This is a genomic window from Phaeobacter sp. JH204B (assembly GCF_048055755.1).
GTDB lineage: Bacteria > Pseudomonadota > Alphaproteobacteria > Rhodobacterales > Rhodobacteraceae > Phaeobacter > Phaeobacter bryozoorum.
In genome coordinates this window covers 162,063-180,246 of sequence record NZ_JAYMXF010000007.1, presented here as the reverse complement: position 1 = coordinate 180,246, position 18,184 = coordinate 162,063, and the positions used below count along the sequence as shown (strand labels likewise).

Genomic DNA, 18,184 nt, shown 5'->3' with positions numbered 1-18,184 from the left:
TTGGCCCCGAGATAGGGGTTTCGGCAGGCAAACTCAACTCTGGCACCGGCAATTGGCTCCGCTTTGGCGTGGAGCAGGTCCAATGCAACAGGGGGGCTGGCAGATATCTGCGGTCTTTTGATTGATCGCGGCTATAAATCTGCCACCGATATTAAGTCGGACGATCCTGCCGCGATGATCTTTTGCCGGTGGTGGTATGGTGCCGCTGAAGGGACTCGAACCCCCGACCCCATCATTACGAATGACGTGCTCTACCATCTGAGCTACAGCGGCGACCAGCGCGGGTCAGGGCCCGCAGCGGTCTGTGCGGCGCGCTTTAGCATTGGCGCGCCGCTTGGAAAAGATCTATTTCGCGCCTTGGAATTTCCCCTTGGGCTCTTCGGAAGCGTCGGATGCTGGGCTGTCTGGATCCGGTACCGCCGCCGGATCGTCACTTTCCAGCAATTCGACCTCGGGGATGTCACTTGTATCAGGTCCGGCGGCCCCTTCCGGCGTGCCTGTGATCAAGGGCAGCACCTGCGCACCAGTGGCGCCGACAATCTCGGGGGCCTCAGGGCGGCGCCAGCTGAGTGTGTCGAAGCTAGAACAGTTTTCACAGACCGGCGCCCATTCCGCGTGGATATGATTGCAGGTATCACAGACCCACTGTGGTCCGCGTGGCGCATTCAACGCCCGTGCCAGCCAGCCCTGGATTACCGCGTCCGAGGCACCCTCGCCCTTCTCGATGGCCGCCATCAAGGTCAGCGCCCGTGCATCGGGATTTCGTTCGACCAAATCGCCCAGCGCACGACGGGCCTCTGGAAAATCCTCCGCGACGATATGCAGCTCGGCCATCACCAGCCGGGTTTCATCATGCTGCGGCGCCAGCCGCGACAGTTGAGCAAAGCGTTTCACCCGCTCCGCGGCGGTTTCATTCGGCTCGACCTCGGCAAAGGCATGTGCCAGATCCGGGTGCGGCTGCGCTTCCCAGGCTTTTTTGAGAACCCGGATGGCGTAGCGCTTCTTGTCGCGCGCCAGATAGGCACGGGCCGCCATGGCCGCCGCGGGGACCAGATCCGGCGAAAGCCGGTTGGCCTCGATCGCCTGTTCCTGCTGTTCGACGGTCGCCCCGTCTTCGACAATCGCGCGAGAGGCGGACAGGGCCAGCACCGCATCGCGGCGCTTGTAGACGTCACGCGGCAGGGTGCCGGTCTTCAACTTCGTCGTTAGCGTCTTGCGCGCACCAGCCCAATCCTGCGCCCGCGCCTGAAGTGTCAGCAGCGTATCCTGCACCTCTTCGTGTTTGGGCCGCAGAGCAAGCGCCTTCTCGGCCAGTTGACGCGCCGTATCGGTATCCCCTTCGGAGAGCTTCTGTTTCATGATGCCGCGCACCCCGACAAAGCGGGTGGACTGGTTGCTCACCAGCCGCTTATAGGCCTCCGCTGCCTTCTTGGTGTCGCCTGCCAGTTCCGCAGCCTGCGCTGTCAGCAGGTCCGTCAGCTCCGGCTTTTCAAGATATTTCTCCGCGCGCGCAGCCTTGGCCATTGCCAACCGCCCTTCGCCAGAAGCCAGCGCCATCAACCCGTCGGATAGCGCCTGATAGCCCTTGCGCTCGCGCCCCTTGTCGAAATAGCGCGAAATCGCGGTTTCATCGCCATTAAGGAACCGTAGCGTCGCCAGAAGAAGTGAGAGAAGTTTGAATGCAACCCAAACGGCAAAAACCAGAACTGCAAGCGCAATGACCGACTGCAATGCGCTCAGGGTGTATTCGGTGCCGGCGACCGTGATCTGAACGCCGCCAGCGGTTTCCGTCAGCAATGTGGCACCAAAGGCGAGCACCGCCACGATGGCGACGAAAACGAGAATCTTCAACAATGACCAGAGCATGGCAGCTTCCTTATTTGGCGTTCAGGCTTTGGGCCAGTTCATTCACGGCAGCAACCGCCGAGAGGCGCGCGCGTGCAGCAGCCTGCCAATCAGCGAGCGGCGCAAGCGCGGTTTCGGGCAGGGCCTCAAGTTCCATCAGTGCGTCCTGCAGATTGCCATTCTGGACGGCTGCCTCGGCACGGGACAGAACGGCATCAGGATCATCCCCTTCGCGCGGTGCGACCGAACGTGCCCCGAGCTGACGCCGCATATAGGCGGCGATACCGCCGGTTCCCTTGGCTTCCTGACGTGCCGCAGCCAGCGCCTCACGTGCAGCCGGGGCAAACCCATCGCGCAGGCTGGAGCGGGTACTGACGCCAGCCTCTGCAGAGCCTGCCAGCGCCTCTGGCGGCGTCACACCAACCGCCCGCAGCTCATCCAGCAGACCGCTGAAGCTCGTCCCCGCATCAAGCGCCGAGCGCAGCCGCGCGACAATTGTTTGCGCACTGGCGATTCGGGCGGCCTCGGCGCTGGCTGCATCCATTGCACGCGCCTCATCGACCATTTTTTCGACCTCGGCCCGCTGTGCAGCCAAGCTGTCCTGGAGCTTGTTCAGTTCCGCCTCAAAGGCAGCAACAGCCTCTGGGCTAGCCGCGTCCGTGATCGGACGGCTTTCCAGCGCATCAACGCGGATCGCCAGACTATCCAGCGCGTCCGCGAGACCGGTATCACCTGCGGCGGTCGCTCCGGATTTCAGCGCGGCCACCTCCTGCTTCAGCGTATCCAGCTGTTCCGCCAGCGGTGCAATATTCAGATCGGCAGCGGTGGCGGCAATCCGGTCTTCCAGCTCGGAAATCCTTGTGTTCAGGCTCTCCTGAAGCTCCTCCAGAGCCGTGGCATCAACCGAAGGGGCGGTGCGCCACGACGGGGGCAGGAAGCCGTCCAGCACATTCGACTGCCCGGCCACAAACCCAAGCCCAGCCGCCACGACCCCTCCCAGAACCGCTGCGCCAAAACCGCCGCGTCTCTCTACGATACGCTCAACCTCGGGCGCCGGTGGGGTGAAGGGGGGCAGATCATCTGCACTGCGCTCCGTAGCGGCGGTCTCCGCAGTCGAGGCTTCGACCAGTTCGGCAGTTTCTGCCTGCTGCGGGTCGAGTTGATCGCGCTGATCATCAGAGACAGAGCCGGTTTCAGCATTTACCGGCTCGCTTGGCTGCACGTCTTCGGCCTCTGAATCCACCTCGGATTTGGTGTCCTCAGCTTGCGTCGCTTCGACCAGCTCGGACGGATCGTCGCCTGCTGCGGTTTCGTCGATGTCCAGCTTGGAGACAGACGTCTGGCCCCTCTCGGCCCGCATCTCATCGGATGTTTTCTTGTCAGCCACGCCGACATCCCCCTCGATTCTAAAAATCTCATAACATCAACTCGGCAATAAACTTACTGTGCCGATGGTCCACCCTCAACCCGCGCCAGACCAGCTGCGGCATCACGCACCAATGCGCACATATCCTTCGCCGTTGGAGAGTTACATATCTGTAAGTCTTTGCATTTCAATACGTTCAAAGGCTCGGCCACTGCTTTGCTGAAGGCGATCAGATGGAGTTCTGCGCGATATGGTGCCAATTTGACGAATTGCAGCGCAGTGCGCGGTGAAAAAAGCGGCACGATCAGCGAGGCTTGCGCATCCAGCGCCGCACGGGCCTGATCGTCGTAGCGCAGCAGAACCTGATCGTAGATCACATGTTCCTGGCAGTTGATACCGGCCTGACAAAGCCGCTTTGCGATATCACCGCGACTGTGGACACCGCGAAGATGAACGAGTGGGGTTTCGGGTGATAACTCTGTCACCGTCCGGACCAGCTGATCGGCGTCCTGCCCGCAGTATTTCGCCTGCCACCCTTTTGCTCTGGCGACGTCGGTCGTGCGGTCTCCGATACAATAGGCCCGCTGACCTGACTGAGGCTTAGGGGCAAACCGGACTGCATTGGCGGAAGAAAAAACCACATCCCTAGTATAGAGATTGGTTGCGGGCGAAGTCAGTTGCACATCAACGGGCCGCGCATCAAGCAATGGTGCGTAGATCACCTGCATCGTCGAGCGGGTGGATGCCGGAAGATCCGCAACGAACCGTTCCGCCGCCGCGCGGGGGCGTGTCATCAATAGGCCGACCATCACACGCCCCTCGGGATTGTTCGCCACTGCCATAGGTGGTAGCCCCAGCGGGGATATGATGCAACGGTAACGCCATGACACGAGACCTCACCCTGCTGGGATTGGAAAGCAGCTGCGATGATACGGCGGCAGCGGTAGTGCGCCATCCGGGACACGGCCCGGCGGAGGTGCTGTCTTCCATCGTTTTCGGCCAGACCGAGCTTCACAGTGCCTTTGGAGGCGTCGTGCCGGAGATCGCGGCCCGCGCTCATGCTGAAAAACTTGATCATTGCGTTCGGGATGCGCTGGCTGCCGCCGACCTGAGATTGTCGGATATGGATGCCATCGCGGTCACCGCAGGTCCCGGGCTGATTGGCGGCGTCATCTCCGGGGTCATGTGCGCAAAGGGGTTGGCCGCCGCGAGCGGGCTGCCCCTGATTGGCGTGAACCATCTTGCCGGTCATGCGCTGACTCCACGGCTGACCGATGCGGTCCCCTACCCCTATCTGATGCTTCTGGTGTCCGGCGGCCATTGTCAGTACCTGATCGTTCGTGGGCCTGCCGATTTCAGACGGCTTGGCGGCACCATTGACGACGCTCCGGGTGAGGCTTTCGATAAAACCGCTCGCCTTCTGGGTCTGCCGCAACCGGGTGGCCCATCCGTACAGGCTGAGGCGGAGACCGGTGATCCTCGTCGTTTCCGCTTCCCCCGCCCTTTGCTGGATCGTCCAGATTGTAACCTGTCCTTCTCCGGCCTCAAGACTGCGCTGATGCGGATGCGCGATCAGGTTATGGCCGAAAAAGGCGGTCTGACACGTCAGGATCGGGCCGATCTCTGCGCCGGATTTCAGGCAGCTGTCACCGATGTTCTGGCCGAGAAGACGCGCCGGGCGATCCGGCTCTACCTAGAGGAGAGCCCCGACACGCGCACGGTTGCCGTTGCCGGAGGTGTCGCGGCCAATACCTCCATTCGAGCCGCGTTAGAGACAGTTTGTGCCGAGTTCGACGCCCGGTTCGTTGCCCCGCCGCTGGCACTTTGTACCGACAATGCCGCGATGATTGCCTATGCCGGACTGGAACGGTTTCGCAATGGCGAGCGCGACGGCATGGACCTTGCTGCGCGACCACGCTGGCCACTGGACCAAAGCAGCCCTGCCATGTTGGGCAGCGGCAAGAAAGGAGCAAAGGCATGAGTGTTTCCGTGCTCGGATCCGGTGCCTTTGGCACTGCTCTGGCGATATCGCTGGCAGCCAACGGGCCGGTCACCCTCTGGGCGCGCGACGCCGACCAGGCGCTGCAGATGCAGGAAACCCGCCGCAACAGTCGGCGCCTGCCAGATGCTGCGCTGCCGGACAAGCTGACGGTGACAGACGATCTGGAACGCGCCGCACAGGCCGAAACGGTGCTGCTTGTGGTGCCAATGCAGACGCTGCGCGGGTTCATAACCGCTCACGCCGCTTTGCTGCGCGACCGCAGGCTTGTGGCCTGCTGCAAAGGGATGGAGCTCAAAACCGGGCTTGGTCCATTGGCGGTGATCCGTGACTGCCTGCCCGAGGCCCGAACGGCGCTGCTGACCGGCCCCAGTTTCGCCGCTGACATCGCACGGGGCCTGCCAACGGCCCTTACGCTGGCCTGTGGCAACGCAGAGACCGGCAGGGAATTACAACAACAGCTGACCACCAAGACTCTACGGCTCTATCGCACGACAGATACGATTGGCGCAGAGATTGGCGGTGCGCTGAAAAATGTTATCGCAATTGCCTGCGGCGCCGTGATTGGTGCCGGTCTGGGCGATAGCGCCCGCGCCGCGCTGATGACCCGGGGATATGCCGAGATGCAGCGTATGGCGCTGGCCACAGGGGCTCGCCCCGAGACACTGGCCGGTCTCTCCGGTTTTGGCGATCTGACGCTCACATGCAGCTCTGATCTGTCGCGAAACTACCGCCTGGGGCTTGCCATTGGCCGCGGCGAGGCTTTCGATCCAAACATCACAGTCGAAGGCGCCGCCACGGCACGCGCGGTTCATGCCGCGGCCACGGCGCGGCAACTGGACATGCCTATCACCGCTATCGTCGTCGCACTGCTCGATCAGCGCTTGACGATTGCCGATGCCACCGCTCAACTGCTTGCAAGACCACTAAAAGAGGAATGACATGCTGATTGCCCTGATCGCGCGCGATAAACCTGATCATTTGCAGACCCGGATGGACAACCGTGCCGCGCATCTGGCCTATATCGAGGAGACCGGCGTTGTTGCGCAGGCGGGACCGCTACTGGATCAAGACGGCGGCATGGTCGGCTCGCTGATCATCCTTGACGTCGAAGACATGGCTGCGGGCCAGGCTTGGGCGGATAGCGACCCCTATGCAAAGGCCGGACTGTTTGAAGCGGTTGAGCTGATCACCTGGAAAAAGGTCGTCGGCTGATGGCCTATTGGCTGTTCAAATCCGAACCCTCCACCTGGGGCTGGGCTGATCAGCTAGCCAAAGGTGGCGCGGGTGAGGAGTGGGACGGCGTCCGCAACTACCAGGCGCGCAACTTCATGCGCGACATGGAAATCGGCGACCTCGGGTTCTTTTATCACTCGATGAAGGAGAAATCTGTGGTCGGGATCGTCGAAATCTGTGCCGAGGCCCACCCAGACAGCACCACGGATGACCCGCGCTGGGAATGCGTCAATATCAAAGCGGTGCGCAGCTTTTCTAAACCGGTGACACTTGATCAGATAAAAGCCGATCCGCGGCTTGAAAACATGGTTCTAGTCAAGAACTCCCGCCTCTCGGTACAACCTGTCACCGCTGAAGAATGGGCCCATATCTGCGCGTTGGGGGAGACAGATCCCGGTTGATCTGACAGAATTCTCAGGCTGGCGCTGGTATCAGGGAGAGTGCAATGGAAATACTGAATGTTATCGCAGCCGCGATTGCCGGCTTTGTTCTGGGCGCGGTCTGGTATGGCGTGCTGGCTGAGCCTTGGATGCAGGCGGCAAAGGTGCCTCGCGATGAAAACGGCAAACCGACAGGTGGGCAAACACCGGCGGTTTTTGTTGCTACCTTTGTGCTTCAGCTCATTGTTGCGGGCATGATGCGCCATGTCTTTGCCCTGTCGGGGATTGATACCGTGGGCGGTGGCCTCGTCGGTGGGCTGGGCGTAGGGCTGTTTTTCATCACCCCATGGATCATGATCAATAACCTCTACGCTGTCAGACCGCTGCGCCTGTCAATGATTGATGGCGGCTACGCTACGCTGGCCTGCGGTGCGATTGGTATCGTGCTGACGTTGTTCTGACGCCCTTCGCTCGCGAAACGCTATGCACAAAAAAGGGAAGATCCGATCATATGACAGGATCTTCCCTTTCACCCCACGTGCTCCAATTCCACCACACGTGTTCGTAAATCTGTGATCCTGGCCATCCTGACCGGTATCTAGAAGGTAGGCCGACCAGCGGTGATTCCGCAAAGGCAATACAGGTAAAATGCAATACATGTACAACCGGGGCATGTTCCGTGTCGCCGTGATGTCGGTTAATCCCGGTGTCTCCACGAACCAATGACATAACGACTTAGAAGAAGCCGCCCCACCGTACATCATGACATACCAAAAGCGCCCGCCGGGGGTTTCCGACGGGCGATCCTCAGCGGTCTTCAGGCAATCTGATCAGCCGTAGACGGATTCTTTCCCGAAGTGCTTGGTCAGCATATAGTAGACGACTGCGCGGTATTTGTTCCGCTCAGACTTCCCGTAGGTCTCGATCACGCTATCGATTGCAGACATCAGCTCGGGCCCATCGGACAGGCCCAATTTCTTGATCAGGAAGTTATTTTTGACGGTCTCCAGCTCTGCCGGCTGGCTGGAGGCTACGGTGGATGCGTCGGCGTCATAGATGGCCGGACCACAGCCGATGGTGACCTTGGTGAGCAGGTCCATATCCGGCTCCATGCCACATTTGGTTTTCAGATCACTTGCATATTGCTCGATCAGATCGTCGCGTTTTCCCAAAACTCTCTCTCCCATGTTACTCAGCGGAACTACTGGTATCGCCAGGCACTGCGCCTGATCAGTTCTTATTCCAGCAGCTTAGTCGCAGAACGGAACAGGGCAACCGGGAATTTCGGCGGTAAACTCTCATTTCTGTGCGAAACGACGAACAATCGCCGAACACGACAGAAATGGCGCCCGTCGGATGAGGGGCGCCAAAGCCATCTCACAACACCTCAATCAGGTGCCGATTCAATGTGGCAGAGTCGCGTTATACGCGGTCACCGATGAGACGATCATCCTGCAGCGGCTTGATCATGTTTTCGTCGATCTCCGGCATCGAGCGCAGAGCCGCCTCGGTACGTGTGCTCAGCTTCAGCTGACCGTTGCGGGTGAAATCCATGTCGGACAACGGCACGGCAACGGTGTATTCATTCAAGCCAAGGAAACCGCCGACGCCGATCACACCTGCGATCTTACCGTCCTGTTCGATCACATAGTCGATCTCACCGACATTCTCGCCGGTCGCGGAGAAGACGTTTTTGCCGACCAGATCAGCGACGGTCATCTCATCCAGTGGCGGCAGAGGTTCACCAGCGGCATCCGAAGCATCATATTCCCCGCGCGGGATGGTGGTGGAAGCGTCAGAGCTTACATTGACGTTTTCATCGCCATCCGCCGGAGTTTGGCCGTTCACGGTCTCAACGCCGCTATCTACCTTGTATTCACCACGCGGAACGGTGGTGCCTTCGGTGGTGTCGAGCGACACGCTGCCGGTTGTTTCCTGGCCACCAACAGTTTCGATCTGGGTGTCAGCCTTGCTTTCGCCACGCGGCACCGAGGTGCCAGCCTGCGCAATACCAGCACCAGCCATCAGGGCAGCAGCAGTCACACCAGCAAGAATACGGGTTTTGGTTTTCAGTTCGGTCATGTCGTTTTCTCCTTCGTTTGAAGTACGGAAATCAAACGTCATGCCGCTCGAATACGTTCCCGGATTTTTCCGGAATCTCGACATTAAATTATTGGAACTTTTGAGCGCGAAACAACGTTTTCGCGCGCGGTGCGTGCTAGGTCAGACCTATTAAAAGGCAAATAAAAATCAGTCACATAAAAGAAAACACCCCACCGATGGCGGGGTGTTCTGTACGTTTACTTCATTCCGAAAATCAGAAGGAAGATAGGATCAGTAGCGATAGTGCTCAGGCTTGAACGGGCCCTCGGGTTTGACGCCGATATAGGCCGCTTGTTCGGGGGCCAGTTTCGACAGTTTCACACCGATCCGGTCCAGGTGCAGACGAGCAACTTTTTCGTCCAGGTGCTTGGGCAGGATGTAGACATCGTTCTTGTAGGCCTCACCACGGGTCCACAGCTCGATCTGCGCCAGCACCTGGTTGGTGAAGGAGGCCGACATCACGAAAGACGGGTGGCCCGTCGCGTTGCCAAGGTTCAAGAGGCGGCCTTCGGAGAGCAGGATCAGACGGTTGCCCGAGGGCATCTCGATCATGTCGACCTGTTCCTTGATGTTGGTCCACTTGTGGTTTTTGAGGTTGGCGACCTGGATCTCGTTGTCGAAGTGGCCAATATTGCCAACAATCGCCATATCCTTCATCTCGCGCATATGCTCGATGCGGATGACATCCTTGTTGCCGGTGGTGGTGATGAAGATGTCGGCGCTGTCCACTACATCTTCCAGCAGGACCACCTCGAAACCGTCCATCGCGGCCTGCAGGGCGCAGATCGGGTCCACTTCGGTGACCTTGACCCGGGCACCGGCGCCGCGCAGGGAGGCAGCTGAGCCCTTGCCCACATCGCCGTAACCGCAAACTACGGCGACCTTGCCTGCCATCATCGTATCGGTGGCGCGACGAATACCATCGACCAGCGATTCCTTGCAGCCGTATTTGTTGTCGAACTTCGACTTGGTGACCGAATCGTTCACGTTGATCGCCGGGAAGGGCAGCTGCCCTTCTTTCACCAGCTCATAAAGACGGTGAACGCCTGTGGTGGTTTCCTCGGAAACGCCTTTGATCGCCTCACGGGTTTTGGTGAACCAGCCCGGGCTTTCGGCCATACGCTTTTTGATCTGGTTGAAGATCGCTTCTTCCTCTTCGGAGGTCGGAACTTCGATCAGATTGGTTTCGCCAGCCTCTACGCGCGCGCCAAGCAGCACGTAAAGCGTTGCATCGCCACCATCATCCAGAATGAGGTTTGCGCCTTCAGGGAACTGGAACGAGCGATCCAGATAATCCCAATGTTCTACAAGGGTCTGGCCCTTGATCGCAAAGACGGGCGTGCCGCCTGCCGCGATTGCGGCCGCAGCGTGGTCCTGGGTCGAGAAGATGTTGCAGGAGGCCCAGCGCACATCCGCGCCCAGCGCCACCAGCGTTTCGATCAGAACCGCAGTCTGGATGGTCATGTGAAGCGACCCGACAATCCGGGCCCCTTTCAGCGGCTTGCTGTCGCCATATTCGTCACGCAGGGCCATCAGCCCCGGCATTTCGGTCTCAGCGATGTCGAGTTCCTTGCGGCCAAACTCGGCCAGCGCGATGTCCTTGACGATATAATCCCCGGCCATTGCGTGCTCCATTCCGGTTACATTTTGTCTACCGCAGCAGGTAACACCGCAATGGTTTATAAGCAACGAAGATGCCCGAAAGCGCCGGGGCGCAGCGACCGGAGGTCGTGCGCCCCGACCTTCCCAACGGTCCGGGGGGACAGGTCAGCTGGGGGTGCCTTGCGGCCTGGGGTCTTCCGTCAATTGAAAAAACCCGGTGCCGGAGGCCACCACACAGCTCAACCCGTTGGGATGGGAAACCAGCACGGTGAAAGTGCCGGTTGTTGCTGAAGCCCAGAATTCGATCACGGTGGAAACGGGCTGGCTGGCTTGCAGCCCGCCAGCAGTCAACCGCTCGGCGTATGAGGATTGCAAACGATCCACCAGGTGATCGCGGGGACTGCAGCCAGCGGCAAGCACCGGCGGCGCAGTCGCAAGCATCCCAAAGATAAGCGAGGTGCAGGCAAGACGTTTAAACATGACAATCTCCTTTCGCATGTGCCTAAGCGACGAAAGAGGCTTGCCAAGGGGGCAAGAGCCCCTGTCGTACCTATAAATATGGGGCCAGAACCGGCCGTTATCAAATCCCGGCCGGTCAACTGTTCGTGGTGTCCATGTGTGCTCAGCAGGTGATCCTGCCGCCACATAGGCTCGGGAACACCGTTGGCGGCCTGCCTTAGGCGCCGTGCCGGCAATTGCGCTGCACGCACTCACCGGCTAGTCAGAACCCACCGCCAAAGGAAGAGACTGACCATGCCCCCCAAACCTCCGCGCGCCTGGCAAAGGATGCTCTCCGGTCGCCGCCTTGACCTGCTTGATCCGACTCCGGTCGATGTCGAAATCGAGGATATTGCCCATGGGCTGGCCTTTGTGGCGCGCTGGAATGGCCAGACCATCGGTGATTTTGCCTATTCCGTGGCAGAGCATTCGCTTCTGGTGGAGACGATCTACGGTCGCCTCAACACAAAGGCGCCGGTGCGATGGAAGCTGGCGGCCCTGCTGCACGACGCGCCGGAATATGTCATCGGAGACATGATTTCGCCGGTAAAGAATGCCGTTGGCCCAAGTTACGTCGAATTGGACCAGCGGTTGACGACGGCGATTCATATCCGCTTTGGTCTGCCTGCCGTATTACCTAAAACGGTCAAGGCCCAGATCAAGAAAGCAGATCGGATCAGCGCCTGGATGGAAGCAATCGAGATCGCCGGATTTTCCCGCAGCGAAGCCGACCGCCTGTTTGGAAAGCCGGATCAAACGCTTATGGAAGGGCTTTCCATCCGCCTGCGACCACCGGTCGAGGTCCGCAAAGATTACATCACCCGGCACGCCGATCTCTTGGCACTGCTCTGATCCCAAGAAAAAAGCCTCTCCCGATCTGGAGAGGCTTTCGCTTCACTTGGGGCTGCGTTTGGCGAGAATGCGCTGCAGCGTGCGCCGGTGCATGTTCAGCCGTCGCGCGGTTTCCGATACATTCCGGTCGCATAGTTCATAGACCCGCTGAATATGCTCCCACCGCACACGATCCGCACTCATTGGATTTTCCGGCGGCGGCGGCAGCTCTTCTTCATTGGCGAGCAGCGCGTTCATGATGTCCGACGCATCAGCAGGTTTTGACAGGTAATCCGTCGCACCAATCTTCACCGCTGCAACGGCTGTCGCAATGGCACCATATCCAGTCAGAACAACCACTCGGCTGTCGGGGCGGCGCTCTCGCAGGATCTCCACCACATCAAGCCCGTTGCCGTCCTCTAGCCGCAGATCGACCACCGCAAAGGCTGGAGGGCGGGCTGTGGCTATGGCGCTGCCTGCTGCGACAGATCCTGCTGTCTCCACCTCAAAGCCACGTTTTTCCATGGCCTTGGCCAAGCGCCGCAGAAAGGGTTCGTCATCATCGACCAGCAAGAGCGTCTTGTCCGGTCCTATTTCCTGCATAGCAGCTTCGCCCATGCTGTCGGTCTCCCCCGCAATGTTATCAGGTCGTGAGGCTTGATATTACGTCTCGCCTCCGAAACGTCAAACCTTCATCAGGATTACAGGTTTTCCAGAAAGCAGCCGACCTTGTCAGCAACCTGTTCCGGTGTCTCGTCACGGCGAAAGAACTCCACAAATCCCTGCTCGGGCAAAACCAGATAGGAAAAGGTCGAGTGATCAACAAGATAGTAGTCTTCGTCGCCGTCATGTTTCTTGTAGTAGGTCTTGTAGGCGCGGCTGGCGGCCTTAACCTGTTCGTGTGATCCCGTCAGACCAATCATCCGTTCATGCAGATTGGCGGCAAAATCACCCACCACCTCAGGTGTGTCGCGATCCGGGTCGATGGAGATGAACACCGGTGTCACGTCCTGTCCACGCTCATCCAGCAGATCGATGACCTCGGCATTGCGGGCAACATCCAGAGGGCAGACATCAGGGCAGAACGTATAGCCGAAATAGACCAGCGAAGGCTTGGTGATCACATCCTTATCCGTCACCGTCTCACCCTTGGCGTTCAGTAGCTCAAACGGTCCGCCGATTGTATCGGACCCTCCGGCAATCTGACTGGCGCGGCATTCGGCGAAGTCATCACCCGCGCCGCCTCCGCGTGTGGCAAACCAGGCTCCCCCTACCAGGGCAGCAACAACAACGGCAGCAAGGATGGAATAGAGACGGGTCATGAGATCACACTTTGCGCAAGAATTAGATGGGTCATCAGGCTGCGCCAGACCTACCAAGAATCTCGGACGATGCAACGGGCGGAGCGAAGCAGCCGCCGCGCATCGGCCAGAAGTGGTCCAGCGATCCTGCACGGGGGTCGACCTATCGCAGGCCTTACCCTAATGACCAGACGGACAAATCAGCGCAGCCGCGGGCGATCCCGGCGACAGTCACCGTATAAGGAGGCCATCGCCAAAGCAGATCAATTGTCTGTCTGCGCCAGGAATGCGAGGATACTGCGACAGTCTGGTTTCGTCTTGTTCCAGAGCAGGCCATATGTCAGCCAGATCCCGACCGGAGCCAAACAAAATGGCCCCATCCCCTCGGCACGGAGTGCGGTATGAGCGCGACAAATATTGACCTGCTGAGCGGGCAGGAACGGAGCCACTGGATTCGCCTGCGCACGTTGATCCTGCTGCGCTGGGTGGCGATAGCTGGTCAGGTCTCTGCCATCACCGTGGCACAGCAGCTCTATAATCTGCAGCTGGAGCTCGTGCTTTGCTATATCGCGATTGGTGTTTCGGTTCTGGGCAACCTCATTGCGATCATTCTGTTCCCGCAGAACAAACGCCTCTCGGAATTCGAGAACTTCCTGATGGTTCTCTTTGACCTCCTGCAGCTAAACTTCCTGCTCTATCTGACCGGTGGATTGAACAACCCCTTCGCGCTGCTGGTGCTGGGGCCGGTGACGATTTCCGCCTCGATGATGCGGCTGCGCTCGACCCTGATTATCGGTGCCACCGCGATCATCCTGGTAACACTGCTTGCGGAATTTCATCTGCCGCTGCGCACGCCGCAGGGGTTTGTGCTGCGGGTGCCGGATATCTTTGTCTTTGGCAACTGGACTGCCATCGTGATCGCGGTCTTGTTCATTGGCGCCTATTCCTACCGGATTAGCGCCGAGATCCGCTCGATGTCGGATGCGCTGGCCGCGACCCAGATGGCCCTGTCGCGCGAACAGAAGCTTACCGATCTGGGCGGCGTTGTGGCCGCTGCGGCCCATGAGTTGGGCACACCGCTGGCCACGATCAAACTGGCCAGCGCAGAGTTGATCGACGAATTGGATGACCGGCCCGACCTGCGCGAAGATGCCGCCCTGATCCGTGAACAGGCGGACCGGTGTCGCGATATTCTCAGAGGCATGGGGCGCGCCGGCAAGGATGATCTGCATCTGCGCCAAGCCCCGCTTTCCACCGTGATGAACGAGGCGGCAGAACCGCATATGTACCGGGGCAAAACCGTGATCTTCGAGGAAGCCCCGGAAAGCGATGGCGATCCCCAGCATCCGACCATCCTGCGCCAGCCGGAAATCATTCACGGCCTGCGCAATCTCGTGCAGAACGCGGTGGATTTTGCCCGAACAACAGTCTGGATCGATGCCAGCTGGAATGATGAGACGATTACACTGCGCATCAGCGACGATGGTCGGGGCTACCCGTCACATCTGCTGGGCCGGATCGGCGACCCCTTCGTGCGGCGGCGTCGTAGCGACAGCGACCGGCGCCAGCGTCCCGAGTATGAGGGCATGGGTCTGGGACTGTTCATCGCCAAGACATTGCTGGAACGCAGCGGCGCTCAGCTGATTTTCGCAAATGGATCCGATCCCAATCAGACCTTGACCCGTGATCCGGAACGTTGTGGCGCATTGGTGCAGGTCAGCTGGCCCCGAAGCAAGATTGACGCTCTGACGGGCGAAAATGCCGTTCCCATCGGGGAAAATAAACGTATAGAAATTTAACTATTCACTTTTAGGCAACCAATTAAACTTCATTTAACCATTATCGGGAAACATCGGTCGGGAGAGTAAAACACTTGTGGGTAACGGACATCATGCAGCAGATCCTATCGACCGACTGGCTTGTATTGGCAACGCTTTGTGCGGCTACGGCCGCAGCAGCTGTCTGGTGGCTGTCTCCGAATCCCAAACCCAAGGGCTTTGAGCAGGATCTGCTGCAGGGCGATGGGCGCTCTGATGCGGTGTTTCTCTTTGATGACACGACGCTGATCGGCTGGTCCTCCGGCGCGCGCCGGTTCGTGGGCGAACAGGCGGAGAGCTTCAGCTGGGCCAACCTGCGAGAACAATTGGCCCGCAGCTACCCGGGCCTGCCGCAGTCTCCCGGCTTTCTGAAGGATGTCGGACCGCTGGTGCTCTCGGGTACAGCAAATGCCGAAAGCCGCGAGGCGCTCTGCGAATGGATTGATGGTGTCACACGGGTACAGCTTCGCAGCACGACATCCGAGGAGCATAATCACAGCATCGACCAGGAGCTTACGACCCTGCGTTCAGCGGTGCATCAGGCGCCCTATCCTGTCTGGCTGCAATCCGATGACGGTGCGGTTACCTGGTCCAATCTTGCCTATGACGATCTCAGCCAGAAGCTCCGTGGCCGCAACGTCGATTTCTCGGAACCGCTGTTCACCAATCTTGATGACCCGATGGCCAGCGGCAAACCCGAACGGATTTCGATCCCCATGCCCGAGAGCAAGAAGAAGCTCTGGTACAATATCTCGACCACCGAAACCGAAGCCGGCTGGTTGTGCCACGCGGTGGATGTGAATGCGGTTGTTGACGCCGAAATCGCCCAGCGCAACTTCGTCCAGACATTGGCAAAGACATTTGCCCAGCTTTCTATCGGTCTTGCGATTTTTGACCGGAATCGTCAGCTGGTACTGTTTAATCCGGTGCTGATCGACCTGACCGCCCTGCCCGCCAATTTCCTCAGCTCGCGGCCGAACCTGCTGACCTTCTTTGACCGGCTGCGCGATCAACGCATGATGCCGGAACCCAAGAATTACTCCAGCTGGCGCCATCAGATGGCCGACCTTCTGGAAGCCGCAGCCGAGGGCCGCTATCAGGAAACATGGTCGCTGCCATCGGGGTCAGTCTACTCCGTCTCTGGCCGCCCGCATCCGGATGGGGCGATTGCCTTCCTGTTTGAGGATATCACCGCCGAGATCACCCTGACTCGCCAGTTCCGTTCCGAGCTTGAAATGGGTCAGTCGATCATGGATCAGATGGACGAAGCCATCGCCGTTTTTGCAAATGACGGTACCATGACCTTCTCCAACGCCGCCTATCACGATCTGTGGCAGATGGATCCCGACGGCAGCTTTGCCAAAATCACCATCATGGACTCCAGTCGGGTATGGCAGGACATGTGCGCCGCAACACCGGCCTGGGGAGAAGTTCGCGATTTCGTTGCAGGTAGCGACAGCCGCACCCCCTGGTGGGCAAACGTGCAGCTGCGCAACGGCACCCCGCTGATCTGCAAGGTGACCGCCATCCAGAACGGGGCAACCATGGTCAGCTTCCGCTCCCCCGACCCGGCGCCGGCTCCGGTGGACCAACAGCGGTTTGCGATTACCAAGCAGGAAAAATAGTGCTGTAGGCAGCCTTTCGATCAGCAGGAAAGCCCGGTTCGATACCGGGCTTTTTCGATCCAGCTTGCAGCCTTGCGCGCGTGGCGGCATTGTCGCCCCATGACAACCCAGACGCTCGTAATCCCTCTCCCCTCACCCGACCACACCGCCGTGCTTGCCGCCCGTATTGGTGCCCAGCTGCAGGGTGGCGATTGCCTGCTGCTGGAAGGCGTCATCGGCGCCGGTAAAACCCATTTTGCCCGCAGCCTGATCCAATCTCGGATGACCGTGCCCGAGGATGTCCCCTCGCCCACATTCACTCTGGTTCAGACCTATGAGCTGCCCGGCGGAGAGCTCTGGCATGCCGATCTTTACCGTCTGGCAGCCCTCGATGAAATCGAAGAGCTGGGTCTGATTGCGGCTTTTGAAACAGCTATTTGCCTGATTGAATGGCCGGACCGCCTAGAGGAATTCACGCCGAGCGACGCGCTGCATGTTTCGTTGGCGCTGGACCCAGACCATGACGATGCCCGCACCGCCACCCTGCGATGGAGCGATCCGCGCTGGGACACCATGATGAAGCAGATTTCCACATGACCGACCGAAACCATCTCATCTCAACCTTTCTGAGTGATACCCCCTGGCAGGACTGGACGCGCGAGCCGCTGGCCGGCGATGCGTCCAACCGGCGCTATGAACGGCTGCGCCATCACGATGGCACCTCTGTTGTGCTGATGGATGCCCCGCCTGATCAGGGCGAGGATGTTGCTCCATTTGTGGAGATTGCGACCTACCTGCGCGACCAGGGACTGAGCGCACCGGAGATTCTGGCCGAAGACCGCACAAACGGGTTCCTGATCATCGAAGATCTGGGCGATGCGCTCTTTGCGCGTGTGATGCGCGATGATCCGGCACAGGAACGCGCGCTATATGAGGCCGCTACTGATGTTCTGATTGCCCTGCATGACGCCCCGATGCCAGAGCTGGAGCCGCTGGGACCCAGACTGATGGCAGAACTATCCGTCCTCGCATTTGAAAAATACCGGGATGTGATCCGTGAGGAGACGTCGGCTGAGCATCTTGCCCGTTTCACCGACCAGTTCGAGGATATCCTGCGCCGCACGATCAAAGGTGACGTGGTTTTGGTTCAGCGGGACTATCACGCGGAAAACCTGATCTGGCTGCCCGAGCGCACCGGCGTCGCAAAAGTCGGATTGCTGGATTTCCAGGCCGCCCGTGCGGGTCATCGGGCCTACGATCTCGTGTCTCTGTTACAGGACGCCCGCAGGGATGTGCCTGCCGCCATCGAGATGCAGATGATGGATCGCTACGTCACCGCGACCGGTGTCGACGAAGGCAGCTTTCGCGCGGCGTATACCGTGCTGGGTGTGCAGCGAAATATGCGCATTCTGGGTATTTTTGCGCGTTTGGGCAGGGATTATGGCAAACCGCAATACGTCGATCTGATCCCGCGTGTGTGGGATCATTTTCATCGGGGCCTCGACCACCCGGCAATGGCACCGCTTGCGGAGTTCCTGCATCGTGAAATGCCGGTGCCCACCCCTGAGGTCCTCGACCGGTTGCGCGGCTGATGGCAGACCC

Annotated in this window: 19 protein-coding genes and 1 tRNA gene; 10 read left to right on the top strand and 10 right to left on the bottom strand. The window is 59.5% G+C overall.

What is annotated here, in order from left to right:
- Positions 1-197: 197 nt before the first annotated feature.
- From VXL81_RS03080 to VXL81_RS03065, 4 genes are all read right to left on the bottom strand, one after another.
- Positions 198-273: transfer RNA gene (locus VXL81_RS03080), tRNA-Thr, on the bottom strand.
- Positions 274-345: 72 nt separating this feature from the next.
- Positions 346-1,866, bottom strand: a complete 1,521-nt coding sequence (locus VXL81_RS03075; RefSeq protein WP_340547079.1) for a heme biosynthesis protein HemY — start codon at positions 1,864-1,866, stop codon at positions 346-348.
- A 10-nt stretch (positions 1,867-1,876) separates the two neighbouring features.
- Positions 1,877-3,232 carry a hypothetical protein gene (locus VXL81_RS03070; RefSeq protein WP_416552899.1) on the bottom strand — a complete coding sequence of 452 codons (1,356 nt, stop codon included), beginning with the start codon at positions 3,230-3,232 and terminating at the stop codon, positions 1,877-1,879.
- A 53-nt stretch (positions 3,233-3,285) separates the two neighbouring features.
- On the bottom strand, positions 3,286-3,939 hold the full coding sequence (locus VXL81_RS03065) for a uroporphyrinogen-III synthase (RefSeq protein ID WP_416548756.1): 654 nt from the start codon (positions 3,937-3,939) through the stop codon (positions 3,286-3,288).
- 155 nt (positions 3,940-4,094) lie between these two features.
- On the opposite strand from VXL81_RS03065, the gene tsaD reads away from it, so the two are divergent.
- The 5 genes from tsaD to VXL81_RS03040 are packed head-to-tail and all read left to right on the top strand — an operon-like array spanning position 4,095 to position 7,287.
- Complete coding sequence (gene tsaD, locus VXL81_RS03060) at positions 4,095-5,192, top strand: tRNA (adenosine(37)-N6)-threonylcarbamoyltransferase complex transferase subunit TsaD (protein WP_416552897.1); 1,098 nt, start codon at positions 4,095-4,097, stop codon at positions 5,190-5,192.
- Entirely contained in the window at positions 5,189-6,151 is a 963-nt protein-coding gene (locus VXL81_RS03055; RefSeq protein WP_416552895.1) for an NAD(P)H-dependent glycerol-3-phosphate dehydrogenase, read from the top strand. Before tsaD ends, VXL81_RS03055 begins: the two co-directional genes overlap by 4 nt.
- A gap of 1 nt (position 6,152) precedes the next feature.
- The gene (locus tag VXL81_RS03050; RefSeq protein ID WP_340547084.1) at positions 6,153-6,425 is read left to right on the top strand and encodes a YciI family protein; all 273 of its coding nucleotides are present in this window, start codon (positions 6,153-6,155) and stop codon (positions 6,423-6,425) included.
- Complete coding sequence (locus tag VXL81_RS03045; protein WP_416552893.1) at positions 6,425-6,847, top strand: EVE domain-containing protein; 423 nt, start codon at positions 6,425-6,427, stop codon at positions 6,845-6,847. Before VXL81_RS03050 ends, VXL81_RS03045 begins: the two co-directional genes overlap by 1 nt.
- 44 nt (positions 6,848-6,891) lie before the next feature.
- Positions 6,892-7,287, top strand: a complete 396-nt coding sequence (locus VXL81_RS03040; protein ID WP_416539901.1) for a DUF1761 domain-containing protein — start codon at positions 6,892-6,894, stop codon at positions 7,285-7,287.
- 369 nt (positions 7,288-7,656) lie between these two features.
- Here VXL81_RS03040 and VXL81_RS03035 read toward each other — a convergent pair whose 3' ends face one another.
- The 4 genes from VXL81_RS03035 to VXL81_RS03020 form a co-directional block, all read right to left on the bottom strand.
- Positions 7,657-7,998 carry a DUF2853 family protein gene (locus VXL81_RS03035; protein ID WP_416552891.1) on the bottom strand — a complete coding sequence of 114 codons (342 nt, stop codon included), beginning with the start codon at positions 7,996-7,998 and terminating at the stop codon, positions 7,657-7,659.
- Positions 7,999-8,248: 250 nt separating this feature from the next.
- Positions 8,249-8,908 (bottom strand): PRC-barrel domain-containing protein, encoded by a 660-nt coding sequence (locus VXL81_RS03030; RefSeq protein WP_416534366.1) that lies wholly within the window; start codon positions 8,906-8,908, stop codon positions 8,249-8,251.
- Positions 8,909-9,160: 252 nt separating this feature from the next.
- Positions 9,161-10,552 carry an adenosylhomocysteinase gene (gene ahcY, locus VXL81_RS03025; protein WP_340547089.1) on the bottom strand — a complete coding sequence of 464 codons (1,392 nt, stop codon included), beginning with the start codon at positions 10,550-10,552 and terminating at the stop codon, positions 9,161-9,163.
- A gap of 144 nt (positions 10,553-10,696) precedes the next feature.
- Positions 10,697-11,011, bottom strand: coding sequence for a hypothetical protein (locus tag VXL81_RS03020; RefSeq protein ID WP_340547090.1), 315 nt, complete (start codon positions 11,009-11,011; stop codon positions 10,697-10,699).
- A 273-nt stretch (positions 11,012-11,284) separates the two neighbouring features.
- Between VXL81_RS03020 and VXL81_RS03015 the strand changes: the two genes are divergently transcribed.
- Positions 11,285-11,881 carry a hypothetical protein gene (locus tag VXL81_RS03015; protein WP_416552889.1) on the top strand — a complete coding sequence of 199 codons (597 nt, stop codon included), beginning with the start codon at positions 11,285-11,287 and terminating at the stop codon, positions 11,879-11,881.
- A gap of 42 nt (positions 11,882-11,923) precedes the next feature.
- Here VXL81_RS03015 and VXL81_RS03010 read toward each other — a convergent pair whose 3' ends face one another.
- Together VXL81_RS03010 and VXL81_RS03005 are read right to left on the bottom strand one after the other, a co-directional pair.
- Positions 11,924-12,478: an ActR/PrrA/RegA family redox response regulator transcription factor gene (locus tag VXL81_RS03010; RefSeq protein WP_014876423.1), complete on the bottom strand. Its 555-nt coding sequence runs from the start codon at positions 12,476-12,478 to the stop codon at positions 11,924-11,926.
- Between the two features lie 83 nt (positions 12,479-12,561).
- Entirely contained in the window at positions 12,562-13,182 is a 621-nt protein-coding gene (locus VXL81_RS03005; RefSeq protein ID WP_416552887.1) for an SCO family protein, read from the bottom strand.
- A gap of 380 nt (positions 13,183-13,562) precedes the next feature.
- On the opposite strand from VXL81_RS03005, the gene regB reads away from it, so the two are divergent.
- The 4 genes from regB (at position 13,563) to VXL81_RS02985 (ending at position 18,174) form a co-directional block, all read left to right on the top strand.
- A complete protein-coding gene (gene regB / locus VXL81_RS03000; RefSeq protein ID WP_416552885.1) occupies positions 13,563-14,960 on the top strand; it encodes a sensor histidine kinase RegB in 1,398 nt (465 codons plus the stop codon).
- 92 nt (positions 14,961-15,052) lie between these two features.
- Positions 15,053-16,603, top strand: a complete 1,551-nt coding sequence (locus tag VXL81_RS02995; RefSeq protein WP_340547094.1) for a PAS-domain containing protein — start codon at positions 15,053-15,055, stop codon at positions 16,601-16,603.
- A 99-nt stretch (positions 16,604-16,702) separates the two neighbouring features.
- The gene (gene tsaE / locus VXL81_RS02990) at positions 16,703-17,179 is read left to right on the top strand and encodes a tRNA (adenosine(37)-N6)-threonylcarbamoyltransferase complex ATPase subunit type 1 TsaE (protein ID WP_416552883.1); all 477 of its coding nucleotides are present in this window, start codon (positions 16,703-16,705) and stop codon (positions 17,177-17,179) included.
- Positions 17,176-18,174, top strand: a complete 999-nt coding sequence (locus tag VXL81_RS02985) for an aminoglycoside phosphotransferase family protein (RefSeq protein WP_416552881.1) — start codon at positions 17,176-17,178, stop codon at positions 18,172-18,174. The genes tsaE and VXL81_RS02985 overlap by 4 nt, the downstream gene beginning before the upstream one ends.
- Positions 18,175-18,184 lie beyond the last annotated feature (10 nt).